The sequence below is a fragment of the Luteimonas sp. J29 genome (assembly GCF_000472505.1).
In the GTDB taxonomy this organism is placed as follows: Bacteria; Pseudomonadota; Gammaproteobacteria; order Xanthomonadales; family Xanthomonadaceae; genus Luteimonas.
This window is the reverse complement of record NZ_AWZR01000003.1, coordinates 391445-417964: the sequence shown is the minus strand read 5'-3', so window position 1 is coordinate 417964 and position 26520 is coordinate 391445. Positions and strand designations below refer to the sequence as shown.

Below are 26520 nucleotides of genomic sequence, written 5' to 3'. Positions count from 1 at the left end.
CAAGCGACCGGCGTTGGGGGGAGATGGACGGCATCAGGGGGTGGGTCTACCGCAACCGCCGCCATGCGAAGCGATGGCTGTCCACCGCGGCCAGGGTGCTGCCGGCCCCCGTGTCGCGGCGGCTGCGGGCCGTGGCCGAGCAGGTCGCCTTCCGCGTGGTCCCCGAGTACCAGGGCGAGACCCTGCGGCCGATCTTCGAGTACTGGGCCAGGCGCCACCTGCAACCCCTGGCCGGGCGCGTCGGCGTCGCCTCGCCCGACCACATGTACCTGGAAGAGTCGAAGGCGATGGCCGCGCGCAAGGGCAGCGTGTCGATCGCCAGCATCGGCTCGGGCGCCTGCACGATGGAGCTGGCGCTGCTCGGTCGGCTGCGCGCGGAGGGGATCGACGCGCGCCTGACCTGCATCGACTTCAACGCCGGACTGATGCGCAAGGCGGTGGAGCTGGCCCGGGGGCGGGGGCTGGACGCCTGGCTGGACGTGCAGGCGCTGGACTGCAACCGCCCGTTCGCGCTGCCACCGCACGACGTCGTCATCGTCAACCAGTTCTTCCACCACGTCGAGGCGCTGGAGACGTTTGCGGCGAGCCTGCGCGCCAGCCTTGCCGCCGACGGCGTGCTGCTCACCTCGGACGTGGTGGGCCGCAACGGCCATCTCCCCTGGCCGGATGTCGAGGCCGTGGTCCAGGCGTACTGGCGGCGTTTGCCGGCGGAGAAGCGCTTCGACCGTTACCACGCGCGCGTGCTCGACCGCTATCTCCCGGTCGACCACGCCGCGTATTCCAACGAGGGCGTGCGTGCCCAGGACGTGGTGGCGAACCTGCTGCGCGAGTTCGAGTTCGAGCGCTTCCTGAGCTTCGGCGGCGCGATCATGCCCTTCGTCGAGCGCCGGATCGGCTTCAACTTCGACCCGGCCTGCGCCGAGGACACCGCCCTCATCGATGAACTCGCCGCGCTCGACCAGTCGCGGCTGGAGGCGGGCGATTACCCGGCGTCGAACATGATCGCCGTACTCCACCACCGCGGCTGGGCGGGCGAGCGCCGGTACGTGCCGGTGTCGCCGGAACGGCACGTCGAGGCCACGCTGCGCCAGCGCGCGCTGTGCACGCAGCCGCGGGCCGGCGCCTAGCCGCCGCGGTGCGCGACATGCGCTGGCGTGCGGCGAAGCGGCGGCTCAACCCGCGATGGCGGTGGCCCGGCCCGTGAGCCGCCAGCTGCCGAGCGGTTCGTAGCGGGCCCCGGGGTTGAACAGGAGCTCGAAGCCGTCCACGCGCAATGGCCCGCCGGCGCCGTCCACGCCGGCCAGCCACGGCAGGTGGGGGAGGCCGCGGTCGGTGTGGGCCAGGGTGACGTGGGGCCGGGTGGTCGGCCGGGCGGTGGTGATGCCGCAGCCGCGCACGGCTGCATCGATCCCGTCGCACAGGGCCTGCAGGGGCGCCGGGTCGCGGGGCAGGGCGACGACCACGCCGGGGCCGCGCCAGTAGTCGAGGCCGCCGATCTCCGTCACGAGCGGCGCGACGCGGGCCGCTACGCCCGCGAGGGCGTCGAGCAGGGCCGGGGTCACGGCGTGGGCCATGTCGCGACCGATAAAGCACAGGGTGGCGTGCCACTGGTCCGGGCGCCGCATCCGCAGCCGCGGCGCATCGGCCGGCCATGCCGCCTCGACGCGGGCGGCCAGCGCCGCCAGCTGTTCCCGTCCGGCCGCGTCAGGCCGCCAGCCCGGGAACAGCGTGCCGCTCATGCCGCGCGGCTGGCCCGCTTGCGATCCACTTCGGTGCGCAGCTTCTTGCGCAGGCGGATCGCCTTGGGGGTGACCTCGACCAGCTCGTCGTCGTCGATGAACTCCAGCGCCTGCTCGAGCGACAGCTTGATCGGCGGCACCAGGCCCTCGTCGTCGTCCTTGCCCGCGGCGCGGAAGTTGGTCAGCTGCTTGCCGCGCAGGGCATTGACCGTGAGGTCGTTGTCCTTGGCGTGGATGCCGACGATCTGGCCCTCGTAGACCTCCTCGCCCGGCTCGATGAACAGCCGGCCGCGCTCCTGCATCGCGATCTGCGCATAGGCAGGCGACGGTCCGGTGCCGTTGGAGATCAGCACGCCGTTGCTGCGCTGGCCGATGTCGCCGTCGGTCTTCGGGCCGTAGTGGTCGAACACGTGGAACATCAGGCCGGTGCCGGCGGTGAGGGTGCGGAACTCGGTCTGGAAGCCGATCAGGCCGCGCGCGGGGATGATGTAGTCCAGGCGCACGCGGCCCTTGCCGTCGGGTTCCATGCTGCGCAGCTGCCCGCGACGCTCGCCGAGGCGGCCCATCACGCCGCCCTGGTACTGCTCGTCGAGATCGACGACCAGGGACTCGTACGGCTCCTGCACCTCGCCGTCGTTCTCGCGCAGGATCACCTCCGGGCGCGACACCGCGAGTTCGTAGCCTTCGCGGCGCATGTTCTCGATCAGGATCGACAGGTGCAGCTCGCCGCGGCCGGAGACCTTGAACTTGTCGGCGTCGGCGGTGTCTTCCACCCGCAGCGCGACGTTGTGCTGGGTTTCGCGCACCAGGCGGTCGCGCAGCTGGCGGCTGGTGAGGAACTTGCCGCCCGAGCGCTCCTTGACCCCGGCGAACGGCGAATCGTTGACCTGGAAGGTCATCGAGATCGTGGGCTCGTCCACGGTCAGCGCCGGCAGCGGCTCGACCGCGGCCGGGTCGCACAGGGTGTCGGAGATGCCCAGGCCCTCGATGCCGGAGAAGGCGATGATGTCGCCGGCCTGCGCCTCGGGCACTTCCACCCGTTCCAGGCCCATGAACCCCAGCACCTGCAGCACCTTGGCGTTGCGGCGGCTGCCGTCGGGCGCCACCACCACCACCTGCTGGTTGGTCCGCACCTTGCCGCGCTGGATCCGGCCCACGCCGATCACGCCGACGTAGCTGTTGTAGTCCAGCGAGGTCACGCGCATCTGGAACGGGCCGTCCGGGTCCACCGGCGGGGCCGGCACGTGCTCGCAGATCGCCTCGAACAGCGGCGTCATGTCGCCGCTGCGCACGCTCTCGTCGAGGCCTGCGTAGCCCTGCAGGCCGGAGGCGTAGACGGTATGGAAGTCGAGCTGCTCGTTGCTGGCGCCGAGGCGGTCGAACAGGTCGAATGTCTGGTCGAGCACCCAGGAAGGGCGGGCGCCGGGGCGGTCGACCTTGTTGATCACCACGATCGGCTTGAAGCCCATCGCGAACGCCTTCTGGGTCACGAACCGGGTCTGCGGCATCGGACCGTCCATGGCATCGACCAGCACCAGCACCGAGTCGACCATCGACAGCACGCGCTCGACCTCGCCGCCGAAGTCGGCGTGGCCCGGGGTGTCGACGATGTTGATCCGCCACTCCTCGCCGGTCTTCGGGTTGGTCCAGCGGATCGCGGTGTTCTTCGAGAGGATGGTGATGCCGCGTTCCTTCTCGATGTCGTTGCTGTCCATCACCCGTTCCGGGACGACGGCGCGCTCGTCCAGGGTGCCGGACTGCTTGAGCAGCTGGTCGACGAGGGTGGTCTTGCCGTGGTCGACGTGGGCGACGATGGCGATATTGCGCAGGCGTTCGATGGACATGGATCCGGGCATCGGGCGGGCCGCACCCGGTGCCGGGTGCCGGCAGGGCGCAGGGAGGGCGGAAGGGAAGCCGACTATTATAGCGGGCCTGCCGGCCGTTCCGGCCATCTGGAGCTGAACCAATGAGCCTGTCCGCCATTTTCGACACCGACCGCGGGACGATCCGGGTCGAGCTGTACCCCGACAAGGCGCCTCTGACGGTCGCCAACTTCGTCAACCTGGCCAGGCGCGGCTTCTACGACGGCCTGACCTTCCACCGGGTGATCGCCGACTTCATGATCCAGGGCGGCTGCCCGCGCGGCACTGGCACCGGCGGCCCGGGCTACCGCTTCGAGGACGAGACCGACAACGGCGTGGCGCACGAGCGCGGGGTGCTGTCGATGGCCAACGCCGGTCCCGACACCAACGGCAGCCAGTTCTTCATCACCCACATCCGCACCGACTGGCTGGACGGCAAGCACACCGTGTTCGGCAAGGTGGCCGAGGGCATGGACGTGGTCGATGCCATCCGCCAGGGCGACGGTATCCGCTCGATCCGGATCGAGGGCGACGCCGAGGCCGTGCTGGCGGCGAAAGCCGATCGCGTGGCCGAGTGGAACCGGATCCTGGCCGCCTGAGCCTGCCCGGCCCGGGGCGCGGCGGGGGTGGCGCAGCAGCCCGCGTGCTAGAATTCCGCGCTGCACCATCGGCCCGCCGGCGCCTGCCGCCGGCCCCCCAAGAGACCCCCGCGATGCCCCCAGCCGCCTGCCGCATGGCCGTGCCGAGCCCGGGCCCGTCCTCACGGGAAGGCACGCGCATCGCCGTCGCCGGGGGGCACGCCGATGAGGGGCGCGCCGATCGCATGCGCCCGTTGCGCCTGGCGCCGTCGCACTGCCGCGACGGCCGCGCGGCCGCACCCGGTTCCATCTGACGGGCCAGCGTCGCCCGCCGTCCACTTCGCAAGAGGAATCCCGATGAAAGCTCCCGTCCGAGTCGCAGTCACCGGCGCCGCCGGCCAGATTGGTTACGCCTTGCTGTTCCGCATCGCCTCGGGCGAGATGCTCGGCAAGGACCAGCCGGTGATCCTGCAGCTGCTCGAGCTGCCGATGGAGAAGGCCCAGGCCGCCCTCAAGGGCGTGATGATGGAGCTCGAGGACTGCGCGTTCCCACTGCTGGCCGGCATGGTCGGCACCGACGATCCGGAAGTCGCGTTCAAGGACGCCGACTATGCGCTGCTGGTCGGCGCGCGCCCGCGCGGCCCGGGCATGGAGCGCAAGGACCTGCTGCTGGAGAACGCCAAGATCTTCACCGCCCAGGGCGCCGCGCTGAACAAGGTCGCCTCGCGCAACGTCAAGGTGCTGGTGGTCGGCAACCCGGCCAATACCAACGCCTACATCGCGATGAAGTCCGCGCCGGACCTGCCGGCGAAGAACTTCACCGCCATGCTGCGCCTGGACCACAACCGCGCGCTGAGCCAGCTCGCCGCCAAGGCCAACGTGGCCGTGGGCGACATCGAGAAGCTGGTGGTGTGGGGCAACCACAGCCCGACCATGTACCCGGACTACCGCTTCGCCACGGTCAAGGGCGAGTCGCTCAAGGACAGGATCAACGACGCCGACTGGAACGCCAACGAGTTCATCCCGAAGGTGGGCAAGCGCGGCGCGGCGATCATCGAGGCGCGCGGCCTGTCGTCGGCGGCCTCGGCGGCCAACGCGGCGATCGACCACATCCGCGACTGGGCGCTGGGCAGCAACGGCAAGTGGGTGACGATGGGCATCCCGTCCGACGGCTCCTACGGTATCCCCGAGGGCCTGATCTTCGGCTTCCCGGTGACGACCGAGAATGGCGAGTACACCCTGGTGCGCGACCTGCCGATCGACGAGTTCAGCCAGAAGGCGATCGACAAGACCCTGGCCGAGCTCGAGGAAGAACGCGCGGGCGTTGCCCACCTGCTGTGAGCCGATGCGGAAGGCGCGGCAGCTGCGCCTTCCGCGATTCCCTCGCGCGCCCGGCACTTGGCCGGGCTGCGCAAATGCGGGTATTGACCGTCTCGATCAACCCGGTTGAGCCGATCGATCAATATGTCGGATGCGCCGCAAGCCATTGATGTGCAAGGCTTTGCCGGCATAAGACCAAGGTCTTAACCTCCCCCGGCGGGGGCGGGTCCAGACTTCGCGCCATGTCTCCGTGGAGCCATGGTCGTGAAGTACGAAGACTGGTATCGACGCTCGATCGAGGAGCCTGAAGCCTTCTGGGCGGAGCAGGCGCAGGCCATCCATTGGCACCGCCAGCCCGATCGCATCCTCGACTATTCCCGGCCGCCGTTCCGCAGCTGGTTCGTCGGCGGGCTGACCAACCTCTGCTACAACGCGGTCGACCGGCACCTGGACGAACGCGGCGACCAGCTCGCGCTGGTGGGCTGGTCGACCGAGACCGACAGCGTGCGCGAGCTCACCTACCGCGAGCTGCACCGGGAGGTGAACACGTTCGCCGCGGTGCTGCAGGCGCAGGGCGTGGGCCGAGGCGACCGGGTCGTGATCTACATGCCGCACACGCTCGACGCGGCGATCGCGATGCTCGCCTGCGCGCGCATCGGTGCGGTCCATTCGGTCGTGTTCGGCGGCTTCGCCTCGCACAACCTCGCGGTGCGCATCGACGACGCGCGCCCGCGCGTGCTGGTGACCGCGGACGCGGGCATCCGCGGCGGCAAGGTGATCCCGTTCCTGCCGCTGGTGAACGACGCGCTCGAGCGCGCGCAGCACCCGCCGGAGCGGGTGGTCGTGGTCGATCGCGGGTTGGCCGGCCCGCTGCCGCTGCGCGAGGGGCGTGACGCGCTCTACGCCGACCTGCGCCGCGACCACGAGGATGCGCAGGTGCCGGTGGCCTGGCTGGAATCCAACGAGCCGAGCTACATCCTCTACACCTCGGGCACCACCGGCAGGCCCAAGGGCGTGCAGCGCGACGTGGGCGGCTACGCGGTCGCGCTGGCGCTGTCGATGTGGTCGGTCTACGACATCCGCCCCGGCCAGGTGATGTTCTCCACCTCCGACATCGGCTGGGTGGTGGGCCATTCCTACAACGTGTACGGGCCGCTGATCGCCGGCGCCACCTCGATCCTGTACGAAGGGCTGCCGACCTCGCCCGACCCGGGGATCTGGTGGCGGATCGTCGAGAAGTACGGCGTGCGCACGATGTTCTCCTCGCCGACCGCGTTGCGCGTGCTCAAGAAGCACGACGCCTCGTTCATCACCGACCGCGACCTGTCGAAGTTCGAGCACCTGTTCCTCGCCGGCGAGCCGCTGGACGAGCCGACCGCGCGCTGGATCTCCGACGTGCTCGGCAAGCCGGTGATCGACAACTACTGGCAGACCGAGACCGGCTGGCCGGTGCTCACCCTGCTGCCCGGCCTCGACATGAAGCCGGTGCGGCTCGGTTCGCCGGGCCTGCCCAACCTCGGCTACCACCTGCGCGTGATCAACGAGGTCACCGGCGAGGACGCGCCGGCCGGCGAGAAGGGCGTGCTGGTGATCCAGCCGCCGCTGCCGCCCGGCTGCATGACCACGGTATGGGGCGACGACGAGCGCTTCGTCGACAGCTACTTCAGCCACTTCCGCGAGCTGCTCTACAGCTCGCTGGACTGGGCGATCCGCGACCAGGACGGCTACACCTTCATCCTCGGCCGCACCGACGACGTGATCAACGTCGCCGGGCACCGCCTGGGCACGCGCGAGATCGAGGAATCGGTGTCGAGCCACCCGGCTGTGGCCGAAGCGGCGGTGATCGGCGTGCACGACGAGGTCAAGGGCCAGGTGCCGATCGTGTTCGCCACGCTCAAGCGCATCGGCGGCGCCGATCCGGGCGAAACCGCCGAGCAGATGCAGAAGGTGGTGGTGGAGCAGCTCGGCGGCGTGGCCCGGCCCGCGCGCATCTACGTGGTGGGCGCGTTGCCAAAGACGCGCTCGGGCAAGCTGCTGCGGCGTTCGCTGCAGGCGCTCGCCGAGCACCGCGACCCGGGCGACCTGTCGACGCTGGACGATCCTGCCGCGCTGGAGGAGATCAGGCGCGCGCTGGAGGACGGGCCGCAGGCGGGAAGCTGAGCATTGCGGCACGAAAAGGGACGGCGCGTTTGCGCGCCGTCCCTGCGTGTTCCGTCGCGGGAATAAGGTCGATCAGCCCTTGGGCTTGAGCGACTGCACCTTGAGGAAGGTGTGGTCGCCGATCGTCGCGACCTGGTGCGCGTAGCGCCAGCTCGGGCTCGCGATCGAATGGGCCATGAAGTGGCTCGCGCCGGGGACGATCTCGCGGCGCTTGCCCACCGGCAGCGCCCAGTTCTGCTCGGCCTCGAGCGCCACGTCCACCACCTGCGCCCAGGCGCGGGTGTTGTGCATGCGCGTGCGCGGCGAGACGATCGTGGGCGCGAACTGCTTGCGCGCGGTCACCACCTCGCACATCGAGTCGCCCCAGAGGCCGCTTTCCTCGCGCCGCAGCGCGACTTCGGCCACCGCCTGCTGGCCGCGCACGGACTGGTTGCGCGCTTCCAGGTACAGCGTTGTGCTCAGGCAAAGGGAATCGGCGGCCTCGGGGGACATCAGCGAGGCGAGCCACAGGATCCAGTCCAGCTTCATCGGGAACTCCTTGCTCCGTTGCGCCCGGCCGTGCGCCCACGGAGGAGCGCCGGCATGACCGGGCATGGCGTGTTGGGGAGGGCAGCGACTCTGCGGCGCTTTCGCCCGGGCTCCGGAATCCGCGATGCGCGGGCCGGGCCGGTACCCGCCAATCGAGGGGGCGGGAAAAGGTGCGCGCACCCTAAGGGGCGAAGTCCGAATCGTTCCTGAACGCAGCCGCCGCATGGATGGCGCGCTTCGCGGACGCGAACGCGCGACGCCTCGTGCGTGCGTTTGACGTCAAACACTTGCCGTCGCCAATGAAAGCGGCGGCTGATGCATGTGCTGTAACGACGACGCGGGGCTCCATCGCGTCAGAGCGCCGCGGCCAGGCGGCTGGCCTGGGCGATGGCGCGCTTGGCGTCGAGTTCGGCCGCCACGTCGGCGCCGCCGACCAGATGCACGCGGCATCCGGCCGCCTCGAGCGGCGCATGCAGCGCGCGCAGCGGCTCCTGGCCCGCGCATACGACCACGTGGTCCACGGGCAACACCTGCGCCTGTCCGTCCACGCGGACATGGAAACCTGCGTCGTCGACGGCCACGTACTCGACGCCGCCGATCATGCGCACGCCCTTGTGCTTGAGCGTGGCGCGATGGATCCAGCCGGTGGTCTTGCCCAGGCGCGCGCCGGGACGCCCCGGGCTGCGTTGCAGCAGCCACACCTCGCGCTGCGGCGGCGACACGCGCGGCGGGCGCAGGCCGCCGGCGCTCTCGAACGCCGGATCCACGCCCCATTCGCGCATCCATTCCTCCACGTCGAGCGTCGGCGACGGCGCAGTCTGGACCAGGAATTCGGCGACGTCGAAACCGATGCCGCCGGCGCCGACGATCGCCACGCGACGCCCCGGCTCGACCCGTCCGCGCAGCACGTCGAGGTAGCCGACCACCTTCGGATGGTCGTGGCCCTCGAAATCCACCTGCCGCGGCACCACGCCGGTCGCGAGCACGACCTCGTCGAAGCCCGAGAGCAGTTCCGGCGTCGCGTCGGTCGAGAGCCGCAGCTGCACCCCGGTCTCGACGATGCGGTGCTGGAACCAGCGCAGCGTCTCGCCGAACTCCTCCTTGCCCGGGATGGTGCGGGCGAGGTTGAACTGCCCGCCGATGCGTGCGTCGCGTTCGAACAGCACCACATCGTGGCCGCGCTGCGCGGCGATGGTGGCGCAGGCGAGGCCCGCCGGGCCGGCGCCGACCACGGCAATGCGCTTGCGCGTCGTGGTGGGGAGGTAATTGAGTTCGGTCTCGGCGCAGGCGCGCGGATTGACCAGGCAGCTCGCGGTCCTGCGCTGGAACACGTGGTCGAGGCAGGCCTGGTTGCAGGCGATGCAGGTGTTGATCGCTTCCGGGCGGCCGGCGCGCGCCTTCGCCACCCACTGCGGGTCGGCCAGCAGCGGCCGCGCCATCGACACCATGTCAACGTCGCCGCGTGCGAGGATCCGCTCGGCCACGTCCGGCATGTTGATGCGATTGGTGGCGACCAGCGGCAGCGACACGTGCGGGCGCAGCTTGGCGGTGACGCCGGCGAACGCGGCACGCGGCACCGAGGTGGCGATGGTCGGGACGCGCGACTCGTGCCAGCCGATGCCGGTGTTGATGATTGTGGCGCCAGCGGCTTCGATCGCACGCGCCTGCTGCACGATCTCGTTCCAGTCCGAGCCGTCCGGCACCAGCTCGAGCATCGACAGGCGATAGACGATGATGAAGTCCGGGCCGCAGGCCTCGCGCACGCGGCGCACGATCTCCACCGCGAAGCGCATGCGCGAGGCGGTGTCGCCGCCCCAGCGGTCGGTGCGACGGTTGGTGCGCGCGCTGAGGAACTGGTTGATCAGGTAGCCCTCCGAGCCCATCACCTCGACGCCGTCGTAGCCGCCGTCGCGCGCCAGCTTCGCGGCGTTCGCATAGGCGTCGATCGTGCGCTCCACGCCGCGCGCGCCGAGCTCGCGCGGCGTGAACGGAGTGATCGGCGCCTTGATCCGCGATGGCGCCACCGCCAGCGGGTGGTAGGCGTAGCGGCCGGCATGCAGCAGCTGCAGGCAGATCCTGGCGCCATGCGCATGCACGGCGCCGGTGACCTGGCGGTGCTTGCGCGCTTCCCACGGCCAGGCCAGGCGGCTGGCGAACGGGGTCAGCCAGCCTTCGAAGTTGGGCGCGAAGCCGCCGGTGACGATCAGCGCCACGCCGCCTTCGGCGCGCTCGGCAAAGTAGGCCGCCAGCTTCGGGAAATCCCGCTTGCGGTCTTCGAGCCCGGTGTGCATCGACCCCATCAGCACCCGGTTGCGCAGGGAGGTGAAGCCCAGGTCGAGCGGTGCGAACAGGTGCGGGTAGGGGCTGGCGTTTCCGGGGTCGGCCGTCATGCTTCGGGATACGCTGGCGTACGGATTGCGCACCATGCCGCGAACGCGGCCTCGCGGCAAGTCGCCGGGGGCAGGGAACCGGGACGCCGGCGTGGCCCGGCCCCCGGTCCGCGTCCGCGGTTACCAGCCCGCCAGCACAAGCTTGCCGACGCTGCGTCCGGACTCCAGGCGCCGGTGGGCTTCGCGCAGGTTGGCCGCGTTGATCGGCGACAGCGTCTCGCGCGCCGTGGTGCGCAGGCGGCCCGCGTCGACCAGTTCCGCCACGCGCGCCAGGATCCGGCCCTGCTGGTCCATGTCCGCGGTCCTGAACTTCGGCCGCGCGAACATGAATTCCCAGTGGATGCCGATGCACTTGGCCTTGTACGGATCGCCGATGCGCAGTGGACCGGCGGGCTCGACGATCAGCCCGACGCGTCCCAGCGGCGCCAGCAGCTCGCCCAGTTCGGTCCAGTAGCGGTCGGTGTCGGCGAAGTTGAGCGCGGCGTCGATCGTCTCGAAGCCCAGCGCCTGCAGCTGCGGTGCCAGCGGCTGGCGATGATCCACGACATGGTTGGCGCCGAGATCGCGGCACCAGGCCGCGCTTTCCTCGCGCGAGGCGGTCGCGACCACGGTGAAGCCGGCCATCTTCGCCAGCTGGATCGCCACCGAACCGACCCCGCCGGCGCCGGCGATCACCAGCAGCACGCGTCCGTCGCCGCCGCCCTCGAACGCGTAGCCCATGCGTTCGAACAGCAGCTCCCAGGCGGTGAGTGCGGTCAGCGGCAGGGCGGCGGACGCGGCGAAGTCGAGGCTGCCGGGCTTGCGCGCCACGATCCGCTCGTCGACGAGCTGGAAGCGCGCGTTGCTGCCCTGGCGGGTGATGTCGCCGGCGTAGTAGACGGCGTCGCCCGGCTTGAAGCCGGCGACTTCGGCGCCGACCGACTCGACCACGCCCGCGGCGTCGTAGCCGAGGATCCGCGGCTGTGCTTCCACCTCCGGCCTGGGCGCGCGGACCTTGGTGTCGACCGGATTGACCGACACCGCCTCGACGCGCACCAGCAGGTCGCGCGGGCCGGGCGCGGGGACGTCGAGCTCGCAGTCGAACAGGGACTGCGGATCATCGATCGGCAGGTAGCGGGTGAGGGCAACGGCTTGCATGGTGCTCATGGGGGATCTCCTGTTCGGGTACGTTCCAGGATGGGGACGTCGTCGGCGCACATCGTGGTGCCACCGCCGGCGGCATGTTCGGGCGCGGGGGTCGCGTTCATGGCGCCCCTTCCCGGGAGCGGGGAACGGGCGGCGGGGCGAGTTCGGTGAACATCCCGTTCCAGTACGGATAGTAGGGGTAGGGCGGCGTGATGGCGCTGGCGGCGTCCAGCAGCGCGCGGTGCGCGGGCGACAGCGACCAGTCCGTGGCGCCGAGGTTCTGTTCCAGCTGCCGCGCATCGCGCGCGCCGACGAGCACGGTGGCGACGGACGGGCGCTGCAGCAGCCAGTTCAGCGCGATCTGCGGGACCGCCTTGCCGGTGTCGGCGGCGACCTGCTCGAGCGCATCGGTCACGCGGTACAGGCGCTCGTCATCGACCGGTGGTGCGTACGCGGCGGTGGCGTGCAGGCGGCTGCCCGGCGGCAGCGGCCGACCGCGGCCGATCCGTCCGGTCAGGCGGCCCCAGCCGAGCGGACTCCACACCACCGCGTCCACGCCCTGGTCGAGCCCGAGGGGCATCAGTTCCCACTCGTAGTCGCGGCCGACCAGCGAGTAGTAGGCCTGGTGCGCGACGGGGCGCGCATAGCCGCGCCGATCGGCGATCGCCAGCGCCTTCATCAGCCGCCAGCCCGAGAAGTTCGACACGCCCAGGTAGCGCACCTTGCCGGCGGCCACGAGGCCGTCGAGCGTCGCCATGGTCTCCTCCAGCGGGGTGCGGGCGTCGAAGGCGTGGAGCTGGAGCAGGTCGATGTAGTCGGTACCGAGCCTCCGCAGAGCGTCGTCCACCGCGCGCAGCAGGCGGTGGCGCGACGCGCCGGCGTCGTTGGGCCCGTCGCCCACGCGCAGGCCGGTCTTGGTCGACAGCACCACCCGGTCGCGCCGGCCCCTGAGCGCCGCGCCGAGGATGCGTTCGGAGGCGCCGTCGGAATAGACGTCCGCTGTGTCGAAGAAGTTGATGCCGGCATCCATGGCGATGTCGACCAGGCGGCGGGCCTCGGCCTCGCCGGTGTCGCCCCAGGCCGAGAACAGCGGGCCGCTGCCGCCGAAGGTACCGGCGCCGAAGCCGAGGACGGAGACGTGCAGTCCGGAACTGCCGAGGGTGCGGTATTCCATGGGGGATTCCTTGCGTCTGCCATGCGGCGGAAGTGCACTGTCGGCGCTTGCGCACCATCGAAAAAGAGAGAAACTGGCAAAGCACTTTCAATGACAGATTGAAAATGGATCGTGTCGGCGACATCGCCCTGTTCCTCCAGGTGCTCGAACACGGGTCCATCAGCGCCGCGGCGCGACACCTGGACCTGTCGGTGGCGGTGGCCAGCCAGCGCCTGAAGCGGCTCGAGCGCGAGCTCGGGGTGCGCCTGCTGCACCGGACCACCCGCCGCCTGCACCCCACACCCGAGGGGCTGGCCCTGGCGCGCGAGGGCCGTCCCCTTGTCGAGGAGCTGGCGCTGCTGGGCGACCGGCTGCGCCAGCGCGGCGGCGAGGTGGCCGGCACCCTGCGCGTGACCGCGCCGGCCTCGTTCGGCCGCCAGTACATCGCGCCGCTCATGGCCGGGTTCCTGGCCAGGCACCCGGGCCTGCGGGTCAGCCTCGACCTGGACGACCGCATGGTGGACCTGGTCGGGGCCGGCTACGACCTGGCGATCCGGATCGGGCGGCTGGACGACTCGAGCCTGGTCTCTCGCCAGCTGGCGGCCAACGAGCGGGTGCTGTGCGCCGCCCCGGACTACCTGCGCCGGCGCGGCGAGCCGGCCGGGCCCGGCGACCTGGCCTCGCACGACTGCCTGCTGCTGACCGGCCGCGACGGCGCGCGCGAGGTCTGGCGCCTGACCGGCCCGGACGGCGCCCCGCTCGAGGTGCGGGTGCGTGGCCGCTTCGAGAGCAACTACGGCGAGGTGCTGCGCGAGGCGGCGCTGGCGGGGCTGGGCATCGCGCTGCACTCGCTCTGGCACGTCCACCGGGACCTGGAGGAGGGCCGCCTGCGGGTGGTCCTGCCCGGCTTCCCGCCGCCGCCCAGCGGCATCCACGCGGTCATGCCCGGCCGGACCCTGGTGCCGCCGCGGGTGCGGGCGTTCATCGAGCACCTGTCCGGCCACTTCGCCGACCCGCCCTGGCGCAGGGTGGCCGACCTGTGCCGGCCCGGCCGCGGGCATGGGGCGGGGCCGCTTGCGCGCAAGTCGCTGAAACCCCTATAATTCCGCTTCTGTCCGCCCTCGACGGCGGCCAGGCCACCAGAATAACTACAGAACCAAGAGGCTCCACATGTACGCAGTACTGGTCACCGGCGGGAAGCAATACCGCGTGGCGCAGGGCGAGACGCTCCGCGTCGAGAAGCTCGAGGCCGAGCCCGGCAGCGAGGTCACCTTCGACGACATCCTGATGCTCGGCGACAGCGACGGCATCAAGCTCGGCGACGCGCTCAAGGGCGCGAGCATCACCGCGAAGGTCGTCGGCCACGGCCGCGCCGACAAGGTGCGCATCATCAAGTTCCGCCGCCGCAAGCACCACATGAAGCGGCAGGGACACCGCCAGCACTACACCGAAATCGAGATCACGGGCATCAAGGGTTAAGGAGAAGCAGTCATGGCACACAAGAAGGGCGTAGGTTCCTCGCGCAACGGCCGCGACTCCAACCCGAAGTACCTGGGCGTCAAGATCTACGGCGGCCAGGCCATCGAGGCCGGCAACATCATCGTCCGCCAGCGCGGCACCCAGTTCCACCCGGGTCCGGGCGTAGGCCTGGGCCGCGACCACACGCTGTACGCGCTGGTCGACGGCCAGGTGCACTTCGGCATCAAGGGCCCGAAGAAGCGCCGCACCGTGAGCGTGGTGCCGCAGGCCTGAGCCGCGCACCCGCAGCGAACGAAGGCCCCGCCGCGTGCGGGGCTTTTCGTTGGTGGGCCGGTGGCGCGGCGTCCGCGCCATCGCGCCCACCGGCCGCTAGACTCCCCGTGGCGCCCGCGATCGCCGGCCCCCGGCCTCCATCCCAAGCAGAACCCAGTCCCCATGAAACTCGTCGACGAAGCTGAAATCACCGTGGTCGCCGGCAACGGCGGAAACGGCTGCGTGAGCTTCCGGCGCGAGAAGTTCATCCCGCTCGGCGGGCCGGACGGCGGCGATGGCGGCGACGGCGGCAGCGTCTGGCTGGTGGCCGACGAGAACCTCAACACCCTGGTCGACTTCCGCCACCAGAAGGTGTTCCGCGCCCAGCGCGGCGAGAACGGCATGGGTCGGCAGATGTACGGCAAGGGCGGCGATGACGTGGAGATCCCGGTCCCCACCGGCACCGTGGTCCACAACCTCGACACCGACGAGGTGATCGGCGACCTGACCACGCACGGCGAGCGCCTGCTGGTGGCGCGCGGCGGCAAGGGCGGCCTGGGCAACATGCACTTCAAGAGTTCGACCAACCGCTCGCCGCGGCAGTCCACCCCGGGCACGCCGGGCGAGGAGCGGCGGCTGCGGCTCGAGCTCAAGCTGCTGGCCGACGTGGGCCTGCTCGGCTTCCCCAACGCCGGCAAGAGCACCCTGATCCGCGCGGTCTCCGCGGCCACGCCGCGCGTCGCGGACTACCCGTTCACCACCCTGTACCCGAACCTGGGCGTGGTCAGCGTCGAGCCGGCGCGCAGCTTCGTGATCGCCGACATCCCGGGCCTGATCGAGGGCGCCGCGGACGGCGCGGGCCTCGGCGCGCTGTTCCTGCGCCACATCCAGCGCACCCGGCTGCTGCTGCACCTGGTCGAGATCGAGCCGCTGGACGGCAGCGACGCGGTCGAGCAGGTGCGCACGATCGAGCGCGAGCTGGAGAAGTTCGACGCCGGCCTGCTGGACAAGCCGCGCTGGCTGCTGCTCAACAAGGCCGACCTGATCCCCGCCGACGACGCCCGCGCGCTGGCCGGGCGGATCGTGGCCGAACTGGGCTGGACCGCGCCGTGGTTCATCGTGTCCGGGCTCGCGCGCGAAGGCACCCGCGAGGTGATGCTCAAGGTCCAGGCCTACCTGGACGAACTCGGCCGCGACGCCGCCGATGCGGCGGAGCAGGCCGGCGCTTCCCCCGGCGAAGGGACCGATGGCCGCTGAGCCGTCGCGCCCGGCGGGCGCCGCCGGCCGCCCCCGCCGCCGGCGGGCAACAAAAAACCCGGCCTCGGCCGGGTTCTTCGCGAGTTCCGCGCCGGGGCGCGGAGGGTCAGGCCGTGGCCTTGAGCGCCTTGATGCGGGCGGTCAGGCGGCTCTTGTGGCGGGCGGCCTTGTTCTTGTGGATCAGGCCGCGCGAGCTGAAGCGGTCGAGCAGCGGCTGGGCGACGGCGAAGGCGGCTTCGGCGGCGGCGGCGTCGTTGGCGTCGAGCGCCTTGACCACCTTCTTGACGGCGGTGCGCAGCTGCGAGCGCTGGGCCGAGTTGCGCGCGTTGCGCACGACGGTCTGCTTGGCGCGCTTCTGGGCGGACTTGATGTTGGCCACGGTGGGATCCTGGAAACTGGTATGGAATTGAACGTCGAATACCGGCGTGTGCCGGGCTTCGGAAAGACGGAGCCGGAAATTATGGGGGATTCAGCCACTTGGGTCAACACGGTCCGCGGGGCGGGGTCGCCGGCGTGAGCGGGCCCGATCCGGCCCTGCCGCCGGGGGCCGCGGCGGCCGCGCCGCGCCGCGCCGGGCTGCTGCGCTCGACCGCCGTGTTCAGCGCCATGACCCTCGTGTCCCGGATCAGCGGCCTGGTCCGGGACCAGGTCTATGCCGCCGTGTTCGGGGCCAATCCGGCCATGGACGCCTTCCTGGTGGCGTTCAGGATCCCCAACTTCCTGCGCCGGCTGTCGGCCGAGGGCTCGTTCTCGATGGCCTTCGTGCCGGTGCTCAGCGAGTACCGCGAGCGGCGCGACCATGCCGCGGTCCGGGAGCTGGTCGACCGGGTCGCCGGGACCCTGCTGGCGGTGCTGCTGGTGCTCACCGCGCTGGCGGTCCTGGCCGCGCCCTGGGTGATCCGGGTCTTCGCCCCGGGCTTCGACGCGGAGGGGCCGCAGGGACAACTGGCCACGGAGATGCTGCGCATCACCTTCCCGTACCTGCTCTTCATCTCGATGGCCTCGCTGGCCGGCGGCGTGCTCAACAGCTACCAGCGCTTCGCGGTGCCGGCCCTGTCGCCGGTGCTGCTGAACATCTCGATGATCACCGCCGCGCTGGCGCTGGCGCCGCGGCTGGAGCAGCCGGTGATGGCGCTGGCCTGGGGCGTGCTCGTGGCGGGCGTGCTGCAGCTGGGCTTCCAGCTGCCCTCGCTGGCGCGGCTGGGCCTGCTGCCGCGCCCGCGCTGGGGCGCCGCGCACGAGGGCGTGCGGCGGGTGATGAAGCTGATGGTGCCGACCCTGTTCGGGTCCTCGGTGGCCCAGCTCAACCTGCTGCTCAACACCGTGGTCGCCTCGATGCTGGTCGGCGGCAGCGTGACCTGGCTGTACCTGGGCGACCGCCTGCTGGAGTTCCCGCTGGGGATGTTCGGGGTCGCGATCGGCGCGGTGATCCTGCCGCACCTCTCGCGGCGCCACGCCGCGGCCGACCCGGACGGCTACTCGAAGGCGCTCGACTGGGGCCTGCGGCTGTGCCTGATGATCGCGGTGCCGGCGTGCCTGGGCCTGATGCTGTGCGCGGAGCCGCTGGTGGCCACGCTGTTCCAGCACGGCCGCTTCACGGCCTACGACACCCGGATGGCGCAGCTGGCGGTGGTGGCGCTGTCCACCGCGCTGCCCGCCTTCCTGCTGGTGAAGGTGCTGGCGCCGGCCTTCTACTCGCGCCAGGACACGCGCACACCGGTGAAGGCAGGGGTCACGGCGGTGCTGGCGAACCTGCTGGCGATCGCGCTGTTCCTGGCGCTCGCGCTGGCGCTGACCGGCGCCGGGCGCGAGGCCTGGGCGCAGGGCGGCGGCGACGTGCAGGCCGCGCTCAAGGCGCTGCCGGGCGCGCATGCCTGCCTGGCGCTGGCGACCGCGGCCGCGGGCTGGACCAATGCCGTGCAGTTGTGGTGGTACCTGCGCAAGGCCGGCGTGTTCCGCCCGGAGCCCGGCTGGGGACGGCTCGCGCGCCAGCTCATCGTGGCGAGCGCGGCGATGGCGGTCGTGGTGCTGGCGATCCTGTCGGCCTGGGACGGATGGACCGCGTGGCACTGGAGCGAGCGCGCCTGGAAGCTGGCGGTGCTGGTGGGCAGCGGCGCCGCTGTGTACGCGGTGGCGCTGTGGCTGCAGGGCATCCGCCCGCGCGACCTGCGCCACTGATGCGCGGCACCCCCTTCGCACCGGCGGGTCCGTGGCCGCTGGCCGGCGCCGCTATACTTTTCGGGCGCGGAATCGCGCGCGTCCGTCCACGGTCGGCCGGACGCCCAATCGAGTACCCATGAGCAGGCTGTTCCGAGACGTCGACGGCGGGGCCTTGTGCCCCAGCGGCAGTGTGGTCTGCATCGGCGCGTTCGACGGCCTCCACCTGGGCCATCGCGCGCTGGTGCGGCATGCCGTCGCGCGTGCGCGCGAACGGGGCGTGGAGGCGGTGGCGCTGAGCTTCGAGCCGCTGCCGCGCGAGTACTTCGCGCAGGCCGCGCCGCCGCCGCGGCTGAGCCTGGCGCGGGCCAAGGTCGAAGGGCTGCGCGCGCTGGGCGTCGACGTCGTCGGCCTGCTGCGCTTCGACGCGCGGCTGGCGGCGATGTCGGCGCAGGAGTTCTGCGCCACCGTGCTGGCCGGGCGGCTGCGTGCGGTCGAGGCGTGGGTCGGGCCGGAATTCCGTTTCGGCCATCGCCGTGCCGGCGACCTGTCGGTGCTCCAGGCCGAGGGCGCGCGCCTGGGTTTCAGCGCGGGCGAGATCGCGCCGGTGGCGGCCGAAGGCGGGCGGGTGTCGAGCACGCGCATCCGCGAGGCGCTGGTGCAGGGCCGATTCGACCTCGCCGCGCGCCTGCTCGGCAAGCCGTACGCGGTGTCGGGCCGGGTGGTGCGCGGGCAGCAGCTCGGCCGCACGCTCGGCTATCCGACCGCCAACCTGCGCTTCGGCGGCAAGGTGCCGGCGCTGCGCGGCATCTACGCCACCCGCGTCCACGGCGTGGCGGACAGGCCCTGGCCGTCGGTGTCGAGCTTCGGCACCCGGCCCACGGTGGGTGGCGTCGAGCCGCTGCTCGAGGCCCACCTGTTCGACTTCGACGGCGACCTGTACGGACGCCGGATCGAGGTCGAGTTCGTCGCGCGGCTGCGCGACGAGGAAAAGTTCCCCGACCTGCCGACCCTGGTCGCGCAGATGCACCGCGATGCCGGCGAGGCCCGCCGCATCCTCCAACCCGACCTTCCTGGGCAGGCCACCGCGTGAGCGAAGACAACCAGCGCTACAAGTCCACGATCCTGCTGCCGGCGACGGAGTTCCCCATGCGCGGGGACCTGCCCAGGCGCGAGCCGGCCACGCTCGAGCGCTGGGAGCGCGAGGGCCTGTACGCGCGGCTGCGCGAGCACGCGAAGGGCCGGCCGCTGTTCGTGCTGCACGACGGCCCGCCGTACGCCAACGGCGCGATCCACCTCGGCCACGCGGTCAACAAGATCCTCAAGGACATCATCGTCAAGTCGAAGTTCCTGGCCGGGTTCGACGCGCCCTACATCCCGGGCTGGGACTGCCACGGCCTGCCGATCGAGATCGCGATCGAGAAGAAGTACGGCAAGGTCGGGACCAGGCTCGATCCGGTCGAATTCCGGCAGAAGTGCCGGGAGTACGCGCATTCGCAGATCGACCTGCAGCGCAAGGACTTCAAGCGCCTGGGCGTGATCGGCGACTGGGAGAACCCGTACCTGACGCTCGACTACCGCTTCGAGGCCAACGAGATCCGCGCCCTGGCCAAGATCGTCGACAACGGCCACCTGACCCGCGGCGTCAAGCCGGTGCACTGGTGCTTCGACTGCGGTTCGGCGCTGGCCGAGGCGGAGATCGAGTACGCCGACAAGGTCTCGCCGGCGGTCGACGTGGCCTATGCCGCGCGCAGCCCGCAGGCGGTGGCGCGGGCGTTCGGGGTCGAAGTGCCGGAGGACGTCGAGGTCGCCGCGGTGATCTGGACCACTACGCCGTGGACGCTGCCGGCCTCGCTGGCGATCTCGATGGGCGCCGCGCTCGAGTACGCGCTGGTGGAGGGGCCGGCCCGCGACGGCAGGCGCCGCTGGCTGGTGCTCGCCGAGGCGCTGGCCGAGGGCGCGCTGAAGCGCTACGGCGTGGACGCGATGACGGTGCTGGGCCGGACCACGGGCGAAAGGCTCGAGGGCCTGCTGTTCGCGCATCCCTTCTACGACCAGCGCGACATCCCGGTCCTGCTCGGCGACCACGTGTCGGCCGAGGACGGCACCGGCGCCGTCCACACCGCGCCCGGCCACGGCCAGGAGGACTACGCGGTGGGCAGGCAGTACGGCCTGCTGGAGAAGTACGGCGCGGCCGAACTCAACCCGGTCGACGGGCGCGGCGTGTACCTGCCCTCGACGCCGGCCGCGCACGGCGTGGAGCTGGCCGGCCTGCACATCTGGAAGGCCAACGACGTGATCGTGGAGGTGCTGCGCGCGAGCGGCGCGCTCCTGGCCTTCCGCAAGCTCGAGCACAGCTATCCACACTGCTGGCGGCACAAGACGCCGATCGCGTTCCGGGCCACGCCGCAGTGGTTCATCTCGATGGACCAGGCCGGCCTGCGCCGCGACGCGCTCGAGGCGATCAAGGGCGTGGGCTGGTTCCCGGCCTGGGGCGAGGCGCGCATTGCCGGCATGGTCGAGGGCCGGCCCGACTGGACGATCTCGCGCCAGCGCACCTGGGGCGTGCCGATCGCGCTGTTCGTGCACCGCGAGACCGGCGAGCCGCATCCGCGCAGCAGCGAACTCATGCGCCAGGTCGCCGATCGGGTGGAAAAGGATGGCGTGGACGTCTGGTACACGCTCGATCCGGCCGAGCTGCTGGGCGAGGAAGCCGCGCAGTACGAGAAGATCACCGACATCCTCGACGTCTGGTTCGACTCGGGCGTCACCCACGAGGGCGTGCTGCTCGAGCGCGGCCTCGGCAAGCCGGCGGACCTGTACCTGGAGGGTTCCGACCAGCACCGCGGCTGGTTCCAGTCCTCGCTGCTGACCGGCGTGGCGATCGACCGGGCCGCGCCGTACCGCCAGTGCCTGACCCACGGCTTCACCGTGGACGAGCATGGCCGCAAGATGTCCAAGTCGCTGGGCAACGGGATCGAGCCGCAGGACATCATGAGGACGTTGGGCGCGGACATCCTGCGCCTGTGGATCGCCAGCGCCGACTACAGCAACGAGATGTCGCTGTCGCAGGAGATCCTCAAGCGCAACGCCGACGCCTACCGCCGCATCCGCAACACCGCGCGCTTCCTGCTGGGCAACCTCAGCGGCTTCGAGCCCGCGCGCGACCTGCGCCCGCTCGAGGACATGGTCGCGCTCGACGGCTGGATCGTGCACCGCGCCTGGGAGGTGCAGGAGAGGATCAAGACCGCCTACGAGCGCTACGACTTCGCCGAGATCGTGCAGGCGCTGCTCAACTTCTGCTCGGTCGACCTCGGTTCGCTGTACCTCGACGTTACCAAGGACCGCCTGTACACGATGCAGGAGGATTCGCGCGGGCGGCGCAGCGCGCAGAGCGCGATGTACCGCATTGCCGAGGCCTTCGTGCGCTGGATCGCGCCGGTGCTCAGCTTCACCGCCGACGAGATGTGGGGCTACCTGCCGCGTCCGGCGCAAGGCGCGCGCGAGGACAACGTGCTGATGGCGACCTGGTACGAAGGGCTGGCGCCGCTGCCGGCCGAGGCGCCGCTGTCGCCCCACGACTTCGAGCGCCTGCTGGCGCTGCGCGAGCACGTGGCCAAGGTGCTCGAGCCGATGCGCGCCAGCGGCGAGATCGGCGCGGCGCTGGAGGCCGAGATCGAACTGCATGCGGGCACCGCCGACCAGATCCGGCTTGCGCCGCTGGTCGACGAGCTGCGCTTCTTCCTGATCAGCGGCGACGTGACCGTGCTGCCGTTCGACGGCGAGGAGTCGCGCATCGTCGCCCGGCCGACGGCCAAGCCCAAGTGCGTGCGCTGCTGGCACCATCGCGCCGACGTCGGTTCGCACCAGGCGCATCCGCAGCTGTGCGCGCGCTGCGTGTCGAACGTCGAGGGCCCTGGCGAGGACCGCCGGTGGTTCTGACCCGCGCCGCCGCGCCCGCCCGCGCCCGCCCCGGCGCGGCCCCGTCGTCCCCGGCCCACCATCGAGATCCGGCATGAGCCCGACCCCGCGCCCCAACGCCCTGCCATGGCTGCTGCTGTCGGCGGCCGTGGTCCTGCTCGACCAGTTCAGCAAGTGGTGGGTCCTGGCCAGCCTCCCCGAGTACACGCCGGTCCCGGTGATCGAGGGCTTCTGGAACTGGTACCGCACCTACAACACCGGCGCCGCGTTCAGCTTCCTGGCCGACGCCGGTGGCTGGCAGAAGTGGTTCTTCACCGCGCTGGCGGTGGGCATCAGCGGCCTGCTGGCGTTCTGGCTGGCGCGCACGCCGCGCGGCGACTGGCGCACCGCGCTTCCGTTCTCGCTGGTGATCGGCGGCGCGCTGGGCAACGTGATCGACCGCCAGTTGCACGGCCACGTGGTCGATTTCATCCAGTGGCACTGGCGCGACTACTACTGGCCGGCGTTCAACGTCGCCGATTGCGCGGTGGTCGGCGGCGCGATCGGGATCGTGCTGTTCGGCCTGTTCCAGGGCGGTTCGCAGGCCCGGCGGGGCTGACGGTCCGCCGGGCGGCCAGGGGCCGGCCGGCGGAACCCGGGGCCGGCGGGCGCGGGGATGCGCGTTGGTCCGGGTTCCGGCTGCGGGCGGTAGAATGCCCGGCATGGACATCGTCCTCGCCAATCCCCGCGGCTTCTGCGCCGGCGTCGACCGCGCGATCGAGATCGTCAAGCGCGCGATCGAGACCCTCGGGGCGCCGATCTACGTGCGGCACGAGGTGGTGCACAACCGCTTCGTGGTCGAGGACCTCAAGCGCCGCGGGGCGATCTTCGTCGAAGAGCTCGACGAGGTGCCCGACGGCAGCACCGTGATCTTCAGCGCCCACGGCGTCTCGCGCGCGGTGCGCGAGGAGGCGGAGCGGCGCGGATTGAAGGTGTTCGACGCGACCTGCCCGCTGGTGACCAAGGTGCACCTCGAGGTCACGCGCCATTGCCGCGCCGGTCGCGACGTGGTGCTGATCGGCCACGCCGGCCACCCCGAGGTCGAGGGCACGATGGGGCAGTGGAAGGCGGAGGCCGGGGCAGGGCGGATCTACCTCGTCGAGGACCTGGAGGACGTGGCCTGGCTCGATCCCGGCCAGCCCGACAACCTCGCCTACACCACCCAGACCACGCTGTCGGTGGACGACACGCGCGAGATCATCGACGCGTTGCGCGCCCGGTTTCCCGACATCCAGGGGCCGAAGAACGACGACATCTGCTACGCCACCCAGAACCGGCAGGACGCGGTGCGCGAACTGGCCAGGCAGTGCGACCTGGTGCTGGTGGTGGGTTCGCCCAACAGCTCCAATTCCAACCGGCTGCGCGAGCTGGCCGAGCGCGACGGCGTCGAGGCCTACCTGATCGACGGCGCGGCCGAGATCGACCCGGAGTGGATCGTGGGCCGCCGCCACATCGGCGTGACCGCCGGGGCCTCGGCGCCGGACGTGCTGGTCCAGGGCGTCCTGGCGCGACTGCGCGAACTCGGCGCAGGCCCGGTGCGCGAACTCGAGGGCGAGCCCGAGAACATGGTCTTCGCCCTGCCCAGGGAGCTGCGGCTGCAACTGGTCGACTGACCCGGCCCACGCGCGCGTGCGCCCGGCGCGGACATGAAAAAACCCCGGTCAGCGGTGCCTGCCGGGGTCTGGTGCATGGTGCCGGAAATAGGATTCGAACCTACGACCTACGCATTACGAATGCGCCGCTCTACCAACTGAGCTATTCCGGCGGGAACCGCAGATTCTAAGCGGGCGGCCTCGGCACGGTCAAAGGGACCGGGCCGCGTGGGCCGCGACCGCGCGCGCCGCCACGGCCGGATCGTCGGCGAACAGCCCGTCGATGCCGGCGTCGAGGTGCTCGACGAGCTGCCGGATCGCGCCGGCTTCGTTGCGCACGGCGGGCGGGCCGTCGCGCAGGCGTGGCGGCAGGAACCGGTTCTCGGGCCGGTACGTCCACGGCATCACCTGGAGCCCCGCCGCGTGCGCGTCGTCCACCAGCCGGCTGCGGCCGCCGGCCACGCGCAGCGCCTGGTGCGGCGGGCCGAGGATGTCCGCGTACGTGGCGACCTCGCGCAGTCCCCCGGGCGCGTGCATCGGCTCTTCGCGTGCGTCGATCGCCCCGGGGTCCGGGCAGGTGAGCTGCAGCAGGCGGATGTTGCGGCGGCCGTCGATCCATTCGCGCAGCCGCCGCAGGTTGCCGTCCTCGAAGGACTGGATGATCAACGGTGCGCGGCGCGCCCAAGGGTGTCCGTCGATGGCGCGCAGCAGCGGCTCCTCCATCGCCAGGCCGAGCGAGGCGAAGTACGAGGGATGCTTGGTCTCCGGCACCACCGCGACGTCACGCCCGAGTCGCGCCGAGGCCTCCGCGGCGAGTTCGACGATCTCCTCGAACGTGGCGACGGGATGGAGTCCGTCGTGGAGGGTCGGGCGGATGTCCGGCAGCCGCTCGCGCGCGCGCAGCCGGCGCAGTTCGTCGAGGGTGAAATCCTCGGTGAACCAGCCCTCCACCCAGGCGCCGTCGATGCGCTTGCGGGTCCTGCGCGCGGCGAAAGACGGATGCGCGGCAACGTCGGTGGTGGCGTCGATCCGGTTCTCGTGGCGGGCGACCAGCACGCCGTCTCGGGTCATCACCAGGTCCGGCTCGATCGCGTCCGCGCCGTCTTCGATCGCGCGCCGGTACGCGGCCAGGGTGTGTTCGGGCAGCAGCGCGCTGGCGCCGCGATGGGCGATGAGCAGTGGGCGCGGCGCGTGCGGCATGGCCCGATTGTAGGGCGCATGCGCGAACGCACTGTTCAGGCGGGCACGGGCTCCGCCGCCGGCGCCGCGTCCGCCATCGGCATGTCGGGCAGGCGCCTGAGCAGTTCGTCGCCGATGCGCAGGGCCAGGGCCACGATCGTCAGCGTGGGGAAGCTCCAGCCGCCGGTGGGGAAGACCGAGCTGCCGGCGACGTAGAGGTTCTCGATCCCGTGCACGCGGCACTGGCGGTCGACCACGCCGGTCGCGGGCGAGTCGGACATGCGCGTGGTCCCCATGTGGTGCGCGGTGCCGTACAGCGGCAGCGGCGCGCCCGGGTCGAGCAGCCAGCTGGCGGGATCGAAGCGGCCGTTGAGATCGCCGGCCAGCGCTTCTCCGAACAGGACCGCGGCCCTGCGGATGCGCTCCTCGTCCAGGCCGGTCATGCGCCAGTCCACCCGGATCCGGCGCAGGCCCAGCGCGTCGCGGGTGTCCGAAAGGCCGACGCGGCTGTCGCGGTTGGGCATCTGCTCGAAGTAGCCGACCAGCTCGATCCGGTCCGCCTCCACGACCCGGCGCCGCGCCAGCTTGCGCAGGGCCGCGCGCACCACGTCGTCGGCATGGCGCACGGTCTGCAGCGCCAGCGGACCGGGCCGGCCCGTGCCCACGGTCTGGCGCTGGGGCAGGTCGTCGTCCAGCGCGTCGAGCAGGCGCGTTTCGACCCGTGCCGACTCGTCCAGGCTGGACGGTTGGCGCAGGGTGGCGCGCAGCGCCCGCATGGCCGCCAGGCCTTCGGGCGGCGCGCACTCGATCGTGAACGGACGCACACGCGCGTGCTGCAGCTGGTGGGTCCGCAACGCCTCGTCCGACAGGCACACGTGGTGGAAGGCGGAACCCGGGCCGCGCCCCTGGCCGCTTTCGTAGAGCCGCCCGGCGCGGGCGACGTCGGCCTGCCGGAGCGTTCCCAGACGGCAGCGCGGGTGGTCCATGAAGTAGCGCCCGACCAGGTCGCGGTCGTTGCCGAGCCCGTTGGGGGCGACGTCGTCGGACAGCAGCAGCAGGCGCGCGTTCTCGAGCCCGCCGGCGGCGAGGACGAAGCAGCGCGCGCGGACCTGGCCGCGTCGCCCGGAGAGGTCGCCGATCGCCGCGCTGCGGATGGCGCGGGCGTCGGGGGTGGCCTGCAGGCGCAGCAGGTTCGCGTGCAGGAGCAGGGTGATCCGCGGGGCCTGCTGCAGCTGCTCGCGGTAGGCGCGGCCGAAATCGAGCCGGCACGAACGGCTGGCGCGCAGCCGCAGTGGGGCGGGCGGGTCGGGCCGGCGCGGTTCCACCCGGTAGGCGCCGTCTTCGATGTCGGCGGGCTGGATGCGGCACATCCGGTTGGCCCGGTCGTAGTAGGGGGCCAGCTCGTCCAGGCCGATCGGCCAGCCCCCTCCGGGGACCCAGTCGCGGTCCTCCATCTCCGAGGAGCCCATCGGGATGCAGCCGCCACCCCAGACGCGGGTCGCGCCCCCGATGGCGCGCAGGCGGCAGGCAGCCGGATCGAACGCGTAGGGCCCGACCGACTCGCCCTCGTTCAGTGCCTGGCTCGCGGCCTCGGCATGCATGCCTCCGCCCTCGAGCAGGCACACGGTCCAGCCCGCCTGCGCCAGCGCCAGGGCGAGTGAGATGCCCGCGGGGCCGGCACCGACCACGCAGACGTCAGCGGCCAGCGTCTCGGGGCAGTCGGCTGAACGGAAATCCTGGATCATCGTCCGCTTCCTTGGATACCGGGGACTCGTGGTCCTGTCTCAGC

At 71.6% G+C, this 26520-nt stretch carries 22 protein-coding genes and 1 tRNA gene; 13 read left to right on the top strand and 10 right to left on the bottom strand.

Annotated elements, in window-relative coordinates; translation table 11 throughout:
* The first annotated feature begins 23 nt into the window (after window positions 1–23).
* On the top strand, window positions 24–1127 hold the full coding sequence (locus LUTJ29_RS0106810; protein ID WP_027071874.1) for a class I SAM-dependent methyltransferase: 1104 nt from the start codon (window positions 24–26) through the stop codon (window positions 1125–1127).
* A 45-nt stretch (window positions 1128–1172) separates the two neighbouring features.
* On the opposite strand, the gene LUTJ29_RS0106805 is transcribed toward LUTJ29_RS0106810, so the two are convergent.
* Both LUTJ29_RS0106805 and typA read right to left on the bottom strand, forming a co-directional pair.
* Window positions 1173–1739: a 2'-5' RNA ligase family protein gene (locus LUTJ29_RS0106805; RefSeq protein WP_027071873.1), complete on the bottom strand. Its 567-nt coding sequence runs from the start codon at window positions 1737–1739 to the stop codon at window positions 1173–1175.
* On the bottom strand, window positions 1736–3583 hold the full coding sequence (gene typA / locus LUTJ29_RS0106800) for a translational GTPase TypA (RefSeq protein ID WP_027071872.1): 1848 nt from the start codon (window positions 3581–3583) through the stop codon (window positions 1736–1738). Before typA ends, LUTJ29_RS0106805 begins: the two co-directional genes overlap by 4 nt.
* 122 nt (window positions 3584–3705) lie before the next feature.
* Here typA and LUTJ29_RS0106795 point away from each other — a divergent pair, with 122 nt between their 5' ends.
* The 3 genes from LUTJ29_RS0106795 to prpE all read left to right on the top strand — a co-directional run bounded on the left by LUTJ29_RS0106795 (window position 3706) and on the right by prpE (window position 7659).
* Window positions 3706–4200, top strand: a complete 495-nt coding sequence (locus LUTJ29_RS0106795; RefSeq protein ID WP_027071871.1) for a peptidylprolyl isomerase — start codon at window positions 3706–3708, stop codon at window positions 4198–4200.
* Window positions 4201–4536: 336 nt separating this feature from the next.
* The gene (locus LUTJ29_RS0106790) at window positions 4537–5520 is read left to right on the top strand and encodes a malate dehydrogenase (RefSeq protein ID WP_027071870.1); all 984 of its coding nucleotides are present in this window, start codon (window positions 4537–4539) and stop codon (window positions 5518–5520) included.
* 243 nt (window positions 5521–5763) lie between these two features.
* On the top strand, window positions 5764–7659 hold the full coding sequence (gene prpE, locus LUTJ29_RS0106785; RefSeq protein ID WP_027071869.1) for a propionate--CoA ligase: 1896 nt from the start codon (window positions 5764–5766) through the stop codon (window positions 7657–7659).
* 72 nt (window positions 7660–7731) lie between these two features.
* Here prpE and LUTJ29_RS0106780 read toward each other — a convergent pair whose 3' ends face one another.
* The 4 genes from LUTJ29_RS0106780 to LUTJ29_RS0106765 form a co-directional block, all read right to left on the bottom strand.
* Window positions 7732–8187, bottom strand: coding sequence for a cell wall hydrolase (locus LUTJ29_RS0106780; protein WP_027071868.1), 456 nt, complete (start codon window positions 8185–8187; stop codon window positions 7732–7734).
* 353 nt (window positions 8188–8540) lie between these two features.
* Window positions 8541–10577, bottom strand: a complete 2037-nt coding sequence (locus LUTJ29_RS0106775; protein WP_027071867.1) for an NADPH-dependent 2,4-dienoyl-CoA reductase — start codon at window positions 10575–10577, stop codon at window positions 8541–8543.
* A gap of 120 nt (window positions 10578–10697) precedes the next feature.
* On the bottom strand, window positions 10698–11714 hold the full coding sequence (locus tag LUTJ29_RS0106770; protein WP_027071866.1) for a zinc-binding alcohol dehydrogenase family protein: 1017 nt from the start codon (window positions 11712–11714) through the stop codon (window positions 10698–10700).
* A gap of 106 nt (window positions 11715–11820) precedes the next feature.
* The gene (locus tag LUTJ29_RS0106765) at window positions 11821–12876 is read right to left on the bottom strand and encodes an aldo/keto reductase (RefSeq protein WP_027071865.1); all 1056 of its coding nucleotides are present in this window, start codon (window positions 12874–12876) and stop codon (window positions 11821–11823) included.
* A 104-nt stretch (window positions 12877–12980) separates the two neighbouring features.
* On the opposite strand from LUTJ29_RS0106765, the gene LUTJ29_RS16515 reads away from it, so the two are divergent.
* From LUTJ29_RS16515 to cgtA, 4 genes are all read left to right on the top strand, one after another.
* Window positions 12981–13958: a LysR family transcriptional regulator gene (locus tag LUTJ29_RS16515; protein WP_084524732.1), complete on the top strand. Its 978-nt coding sequence runs from the start codon at window positions 12981–12983 to the stop codon at window positions 13956–13958.
* A gap of 67 nt (window positions 13959–14025) precedes the next feature.
* Complete coding sequence (gene rplU, locus LUTJ29_RS0106755) at window positions 14026–14334, top strand: 50S ribosomal protein L21 (protein ID WP_027071864.1); 309 nt, start codon at window positions 14026–14028, stop codon at window positions 14332–14334.
* A 12-nt stretch (window positions 14335–14346) separates the two neighbouring features.
* The gene (rpmA, locus tag LUTJ29_RS0106750; protein ID WP_027071863.1) at window positions 14347–14607 is read left to right on the top strand and encodes a 50S ribosomal protein L27; all 261 of its coding nucleotides are present in this window, start codon (window positions 14347–14349) and stop codon (window positions 14605–14607) included.
* A 162-nt stretch (window positions 14608–14769) separates the two neighbouring features.
* Window positions 14770–15843, top strand: coding sequence for an Obg family GTPase CgtA (cgtA, locus tag LUTJ29_RS0106745; RefSeq protein ID WP_027071862.1), 1074 nt, complete (start codon window positions 14770–14772; stop codon window positions 15841–15843).
* A gap of 106 nt (window positions 15844–15949) precedes the next feature.
* On the opposite strand, the gene rpsT is transcribed toward cgtA, so the two are convergent.
* Entirely contained in the window at window positions 15950–16222 is a 273-nt protein-coding gene (gene rpsT, locus LUTJ29_RS0106740) for a 30S ribosomal protein S20 (RefSeq protein WP_027071861.1), read from the bottom strand.
* 197 nt (window positions 16223–16419) lie between these two features.
* On the opposite strand from rpsT, the gene murJ reads away from it, so the two are divergent.
* The 5 genes from murJ (at window position 16420) to ispH (ending at window position 23573) form a co-directional block, all read left to right on the top strand.
* Complete coding sequence (gene murJ, locus LUTJ29_RS0106735; RefSeq protein WP_027071860.1) at window positions 16420–18021, top strand: murein biosynthesis integral membrane protein MurJ; 1602 nt, start codon at window positions 16420–16422, stop codon at window positions 18019–18021.
* A gap of 118 nt (window positions 18022–18139) precedes the next feature.
* Window positions 18140–19093 (top strand): bifunctional riboflavin kinase/FAD synthetase, encoded by a 954-nt coding sequence (locus LUTJ29_RS0106730; RefSeq protein ID WP_027071859.1) that lies wholly within the window; start codon window positions 18140–18142, stop codon window positions 19091–19093.
* 56 nt (window positions 19094–19149) lie between these two features.
* Window positions 19150–21942 (top strand): isoleucine--tRNA ligase, encoded by a 2793-nt coding sequence (ileS, locus tag LUTJ29_RS0106725; protein ID WP_051322792.1) that lies wholly within the window; start codon window positions 19150–19152, stop codon window positions 21940–21942.
* A gap of 73 nt (window positions 21943–22015) precedes the next feature.
* Window positions 22016–22519, top strand: a complete 504-nt coding sequence (gene lspA, locus LUTJ29_RS0106720; RefSeq protein ID WP_027071857.1) for a signal peptidase II — start codon at window positions 22016–22018, stop codon at window positions 22517–22519.
* 103 nt (window positions 22520–22622) lie between these two features.
* A complete protein-coding gene (ispH, locus tag LUTJ29_RS0106715) occupies window positions 22623–23573 on the top strand; it encodes a 4-hydroxy-3-methylbut-2-enyl diphosphate reductase (protein WP_027071856.1) in 951 nt (316 codons plus the stop codon).
* A 76-nt stretch (window positions 23574–23649) separates the two neighbouring features.
* Here ispH and LUTJ29_RS0106710 read toward each other — a convergent pair.
* The 3 genes from LUTJ29_RS0106710 to LUTJ29_RS16505 all read right to left on the bottom strand — a co-directional run bounded on the left by LUTJ29_RS0106710 (window position 23650) and on the right by LUTJ29_RS16505 (window position 26476).
* Window positions 23650–23725, bottom strand: a tRNA-Thr gene (locus tag LUTJ29_RS0106710).
* A 37-nt stretch (window positions 23726–23762) separates the two neighbouring features.
* The gene (locus LUTJ29_RS16510; RefSeq protein WP_043740651.1) at window positions 23763–24752 is read right to left on the bottom strand and encodes a glycerophosphodiester phosphodiesterase family protein; all 990 of its coding nucleotides are present in this window, start codon (window positions 24750–24752) and stop codon (window positions 23763–23765) included.
* A gap of 35 nt (window positions 24753–24787) precedes the next feature.
* The gene (locus LUTJ29_RS16505; RefSeq protein WP_144774627.1) at window positions 24788–26476 is read right to left on the bottom strand and encodes a GMC family oxidoreductase; all 1689 of its coding nucleotides are present in this window, start codon (window positions 26474–26476) and stop codon (window positions 24788–24790) included.
* Between the last annotated feature and the right edge of the window lie 44 nt (window positions 26477–26520).

Bases quoted from the DNA above. Each gene is read 5' to 3' on its own strand.
- LUTJ29_RS0106810 (WP_027071874.1), top strand. From the start codon at position 24: ATGGACGGCATCAGGGGGTGGGTCTACCGCAACCGCCGCCATGCGAAG.
- LUTJ29_RS0106805 (WP_027071873.1), bottom strand. From the start codon at position 1,739: ATGAGCGGCACGCTGTTCCCGGGCTGGCGGCCTGACGCGGCCGGACGG.
- typA (WP_027071872.1), bottom strand. From the start codon at position 3,583: ATGTCCATCGAACGCCTGCGCAATATCGCCATCGTCGCCCACGTCGAC.
- LUTJ29_RS0106795 (WP_027071871.1), top strand. From the start codon at position 3,706: ATGAGCCTGTCCGCCATTTTCGACACCGACCGCGGGACGATCCGGGTC.
- LUTJ29_RS0106790 (WP_027071870.1), top strand. From the start codon at position 4,537: ATGAAAGCTCCCGTCCGAGTCGCAGTCACCGGCGCCGCCGGCCAGATT.
- LUTJ29_RS0106780 (WP_027071868.1), bottom strand. From the start codon at position 8,187: ATGAAGCTGGACTGGATCCTGTGGCTCGCCTCGCTGATGTCCCCCGAG.
- LUTJ29_RS0106775 (WP_027071867.1), bottom strand. From the start codon at position 10,577: ATGACGGCCGACCCCGGAAACGCCAGCCCCTACCCGCACCTGTTCGCA.
- LUTJ29_RS0106770 (WP_027071866.1), bottom strand. From the start codon at position 11,714: ATGCAAGCCGTTGCCCTCACCCGCTACCTGCCGATCGATGATCCGCAG.
- LUTJ29_RS0106765 (WP_027071865.1), bottom strand. From the start codon at position 12,876: ATGGAATACCGCACCCTCGGCAGTTCCGGACTGCACGTCTCCGTCCTC.
- LUTJ29_RS16515 (WP_084524732.1), top strand. From the start codon at position 12,981: ATGGATCGTGTCGGCGACATCGCCCTGTTCCTCCAGGTGCTCGAACAC.
- rplU (WP_027071864.1), top strand. From the start codon at position 14,026: ATGTACGCAGTACTGGTCACCGGCGGGAAGCAATACCGCGTGGCGCAG.
- rpmA (WP_027071863.1), top strand. From the start codon at position 14,347: ATGGCACACAAGAAGGGCGTAGGTTCCTCGCGCAACGGCCGCGACTCC.
- cgtA (WP_027071862.1), top strand. From the start codon at position 14,770: ATGAAACTCGTCGACGAAGCTGAAATCACCGTGGTCGCCGGCAACGGC.
- LUTJ29_RS0106730 (WP_027071859.1), top strand. From the start codon at position 18,140: ATGAGCAGGCTGTTCCGAGACGTCGACGGCGGGGCCTTGTGCCCCAGC.
- ileS (WP_051322792.1), top strand. From the start codon at position 19,150: ATGCGCGGGGACCTGCCCAGGCGCGAGCCGGCCACGCTCGAGCGCTGG.
- lspA (WP_027071857.1), top strand. From the start codon at position 22,016: ATGAGCCCGACCCCGCGCCCCAACGCCCTGCCATGGCTGCTGCTGTCG.
- ispH (WP_027071856.1), top strand. From the start codon at position 22,623: ATGGACATCGTCCTCGCCAATCCCCGCGGCTTCTGCGCCGGCGTCGAC.
- LUTJ29_RS16510 (WP_043740651.1), bottom strand. From the start codon at position 24,752: ATGCCGCACGCGCCGCGCCCACTGCTCATCGCCCATCGCGGCGCCAGC.
- LUTJ29_RS16505 (WP_144774627.1), bottom strand. From the start codon at position 26,476: ATGATCCAGGATTTCCGTTCAGCCGACTGCCCCGAGACGCTGGCCGCT.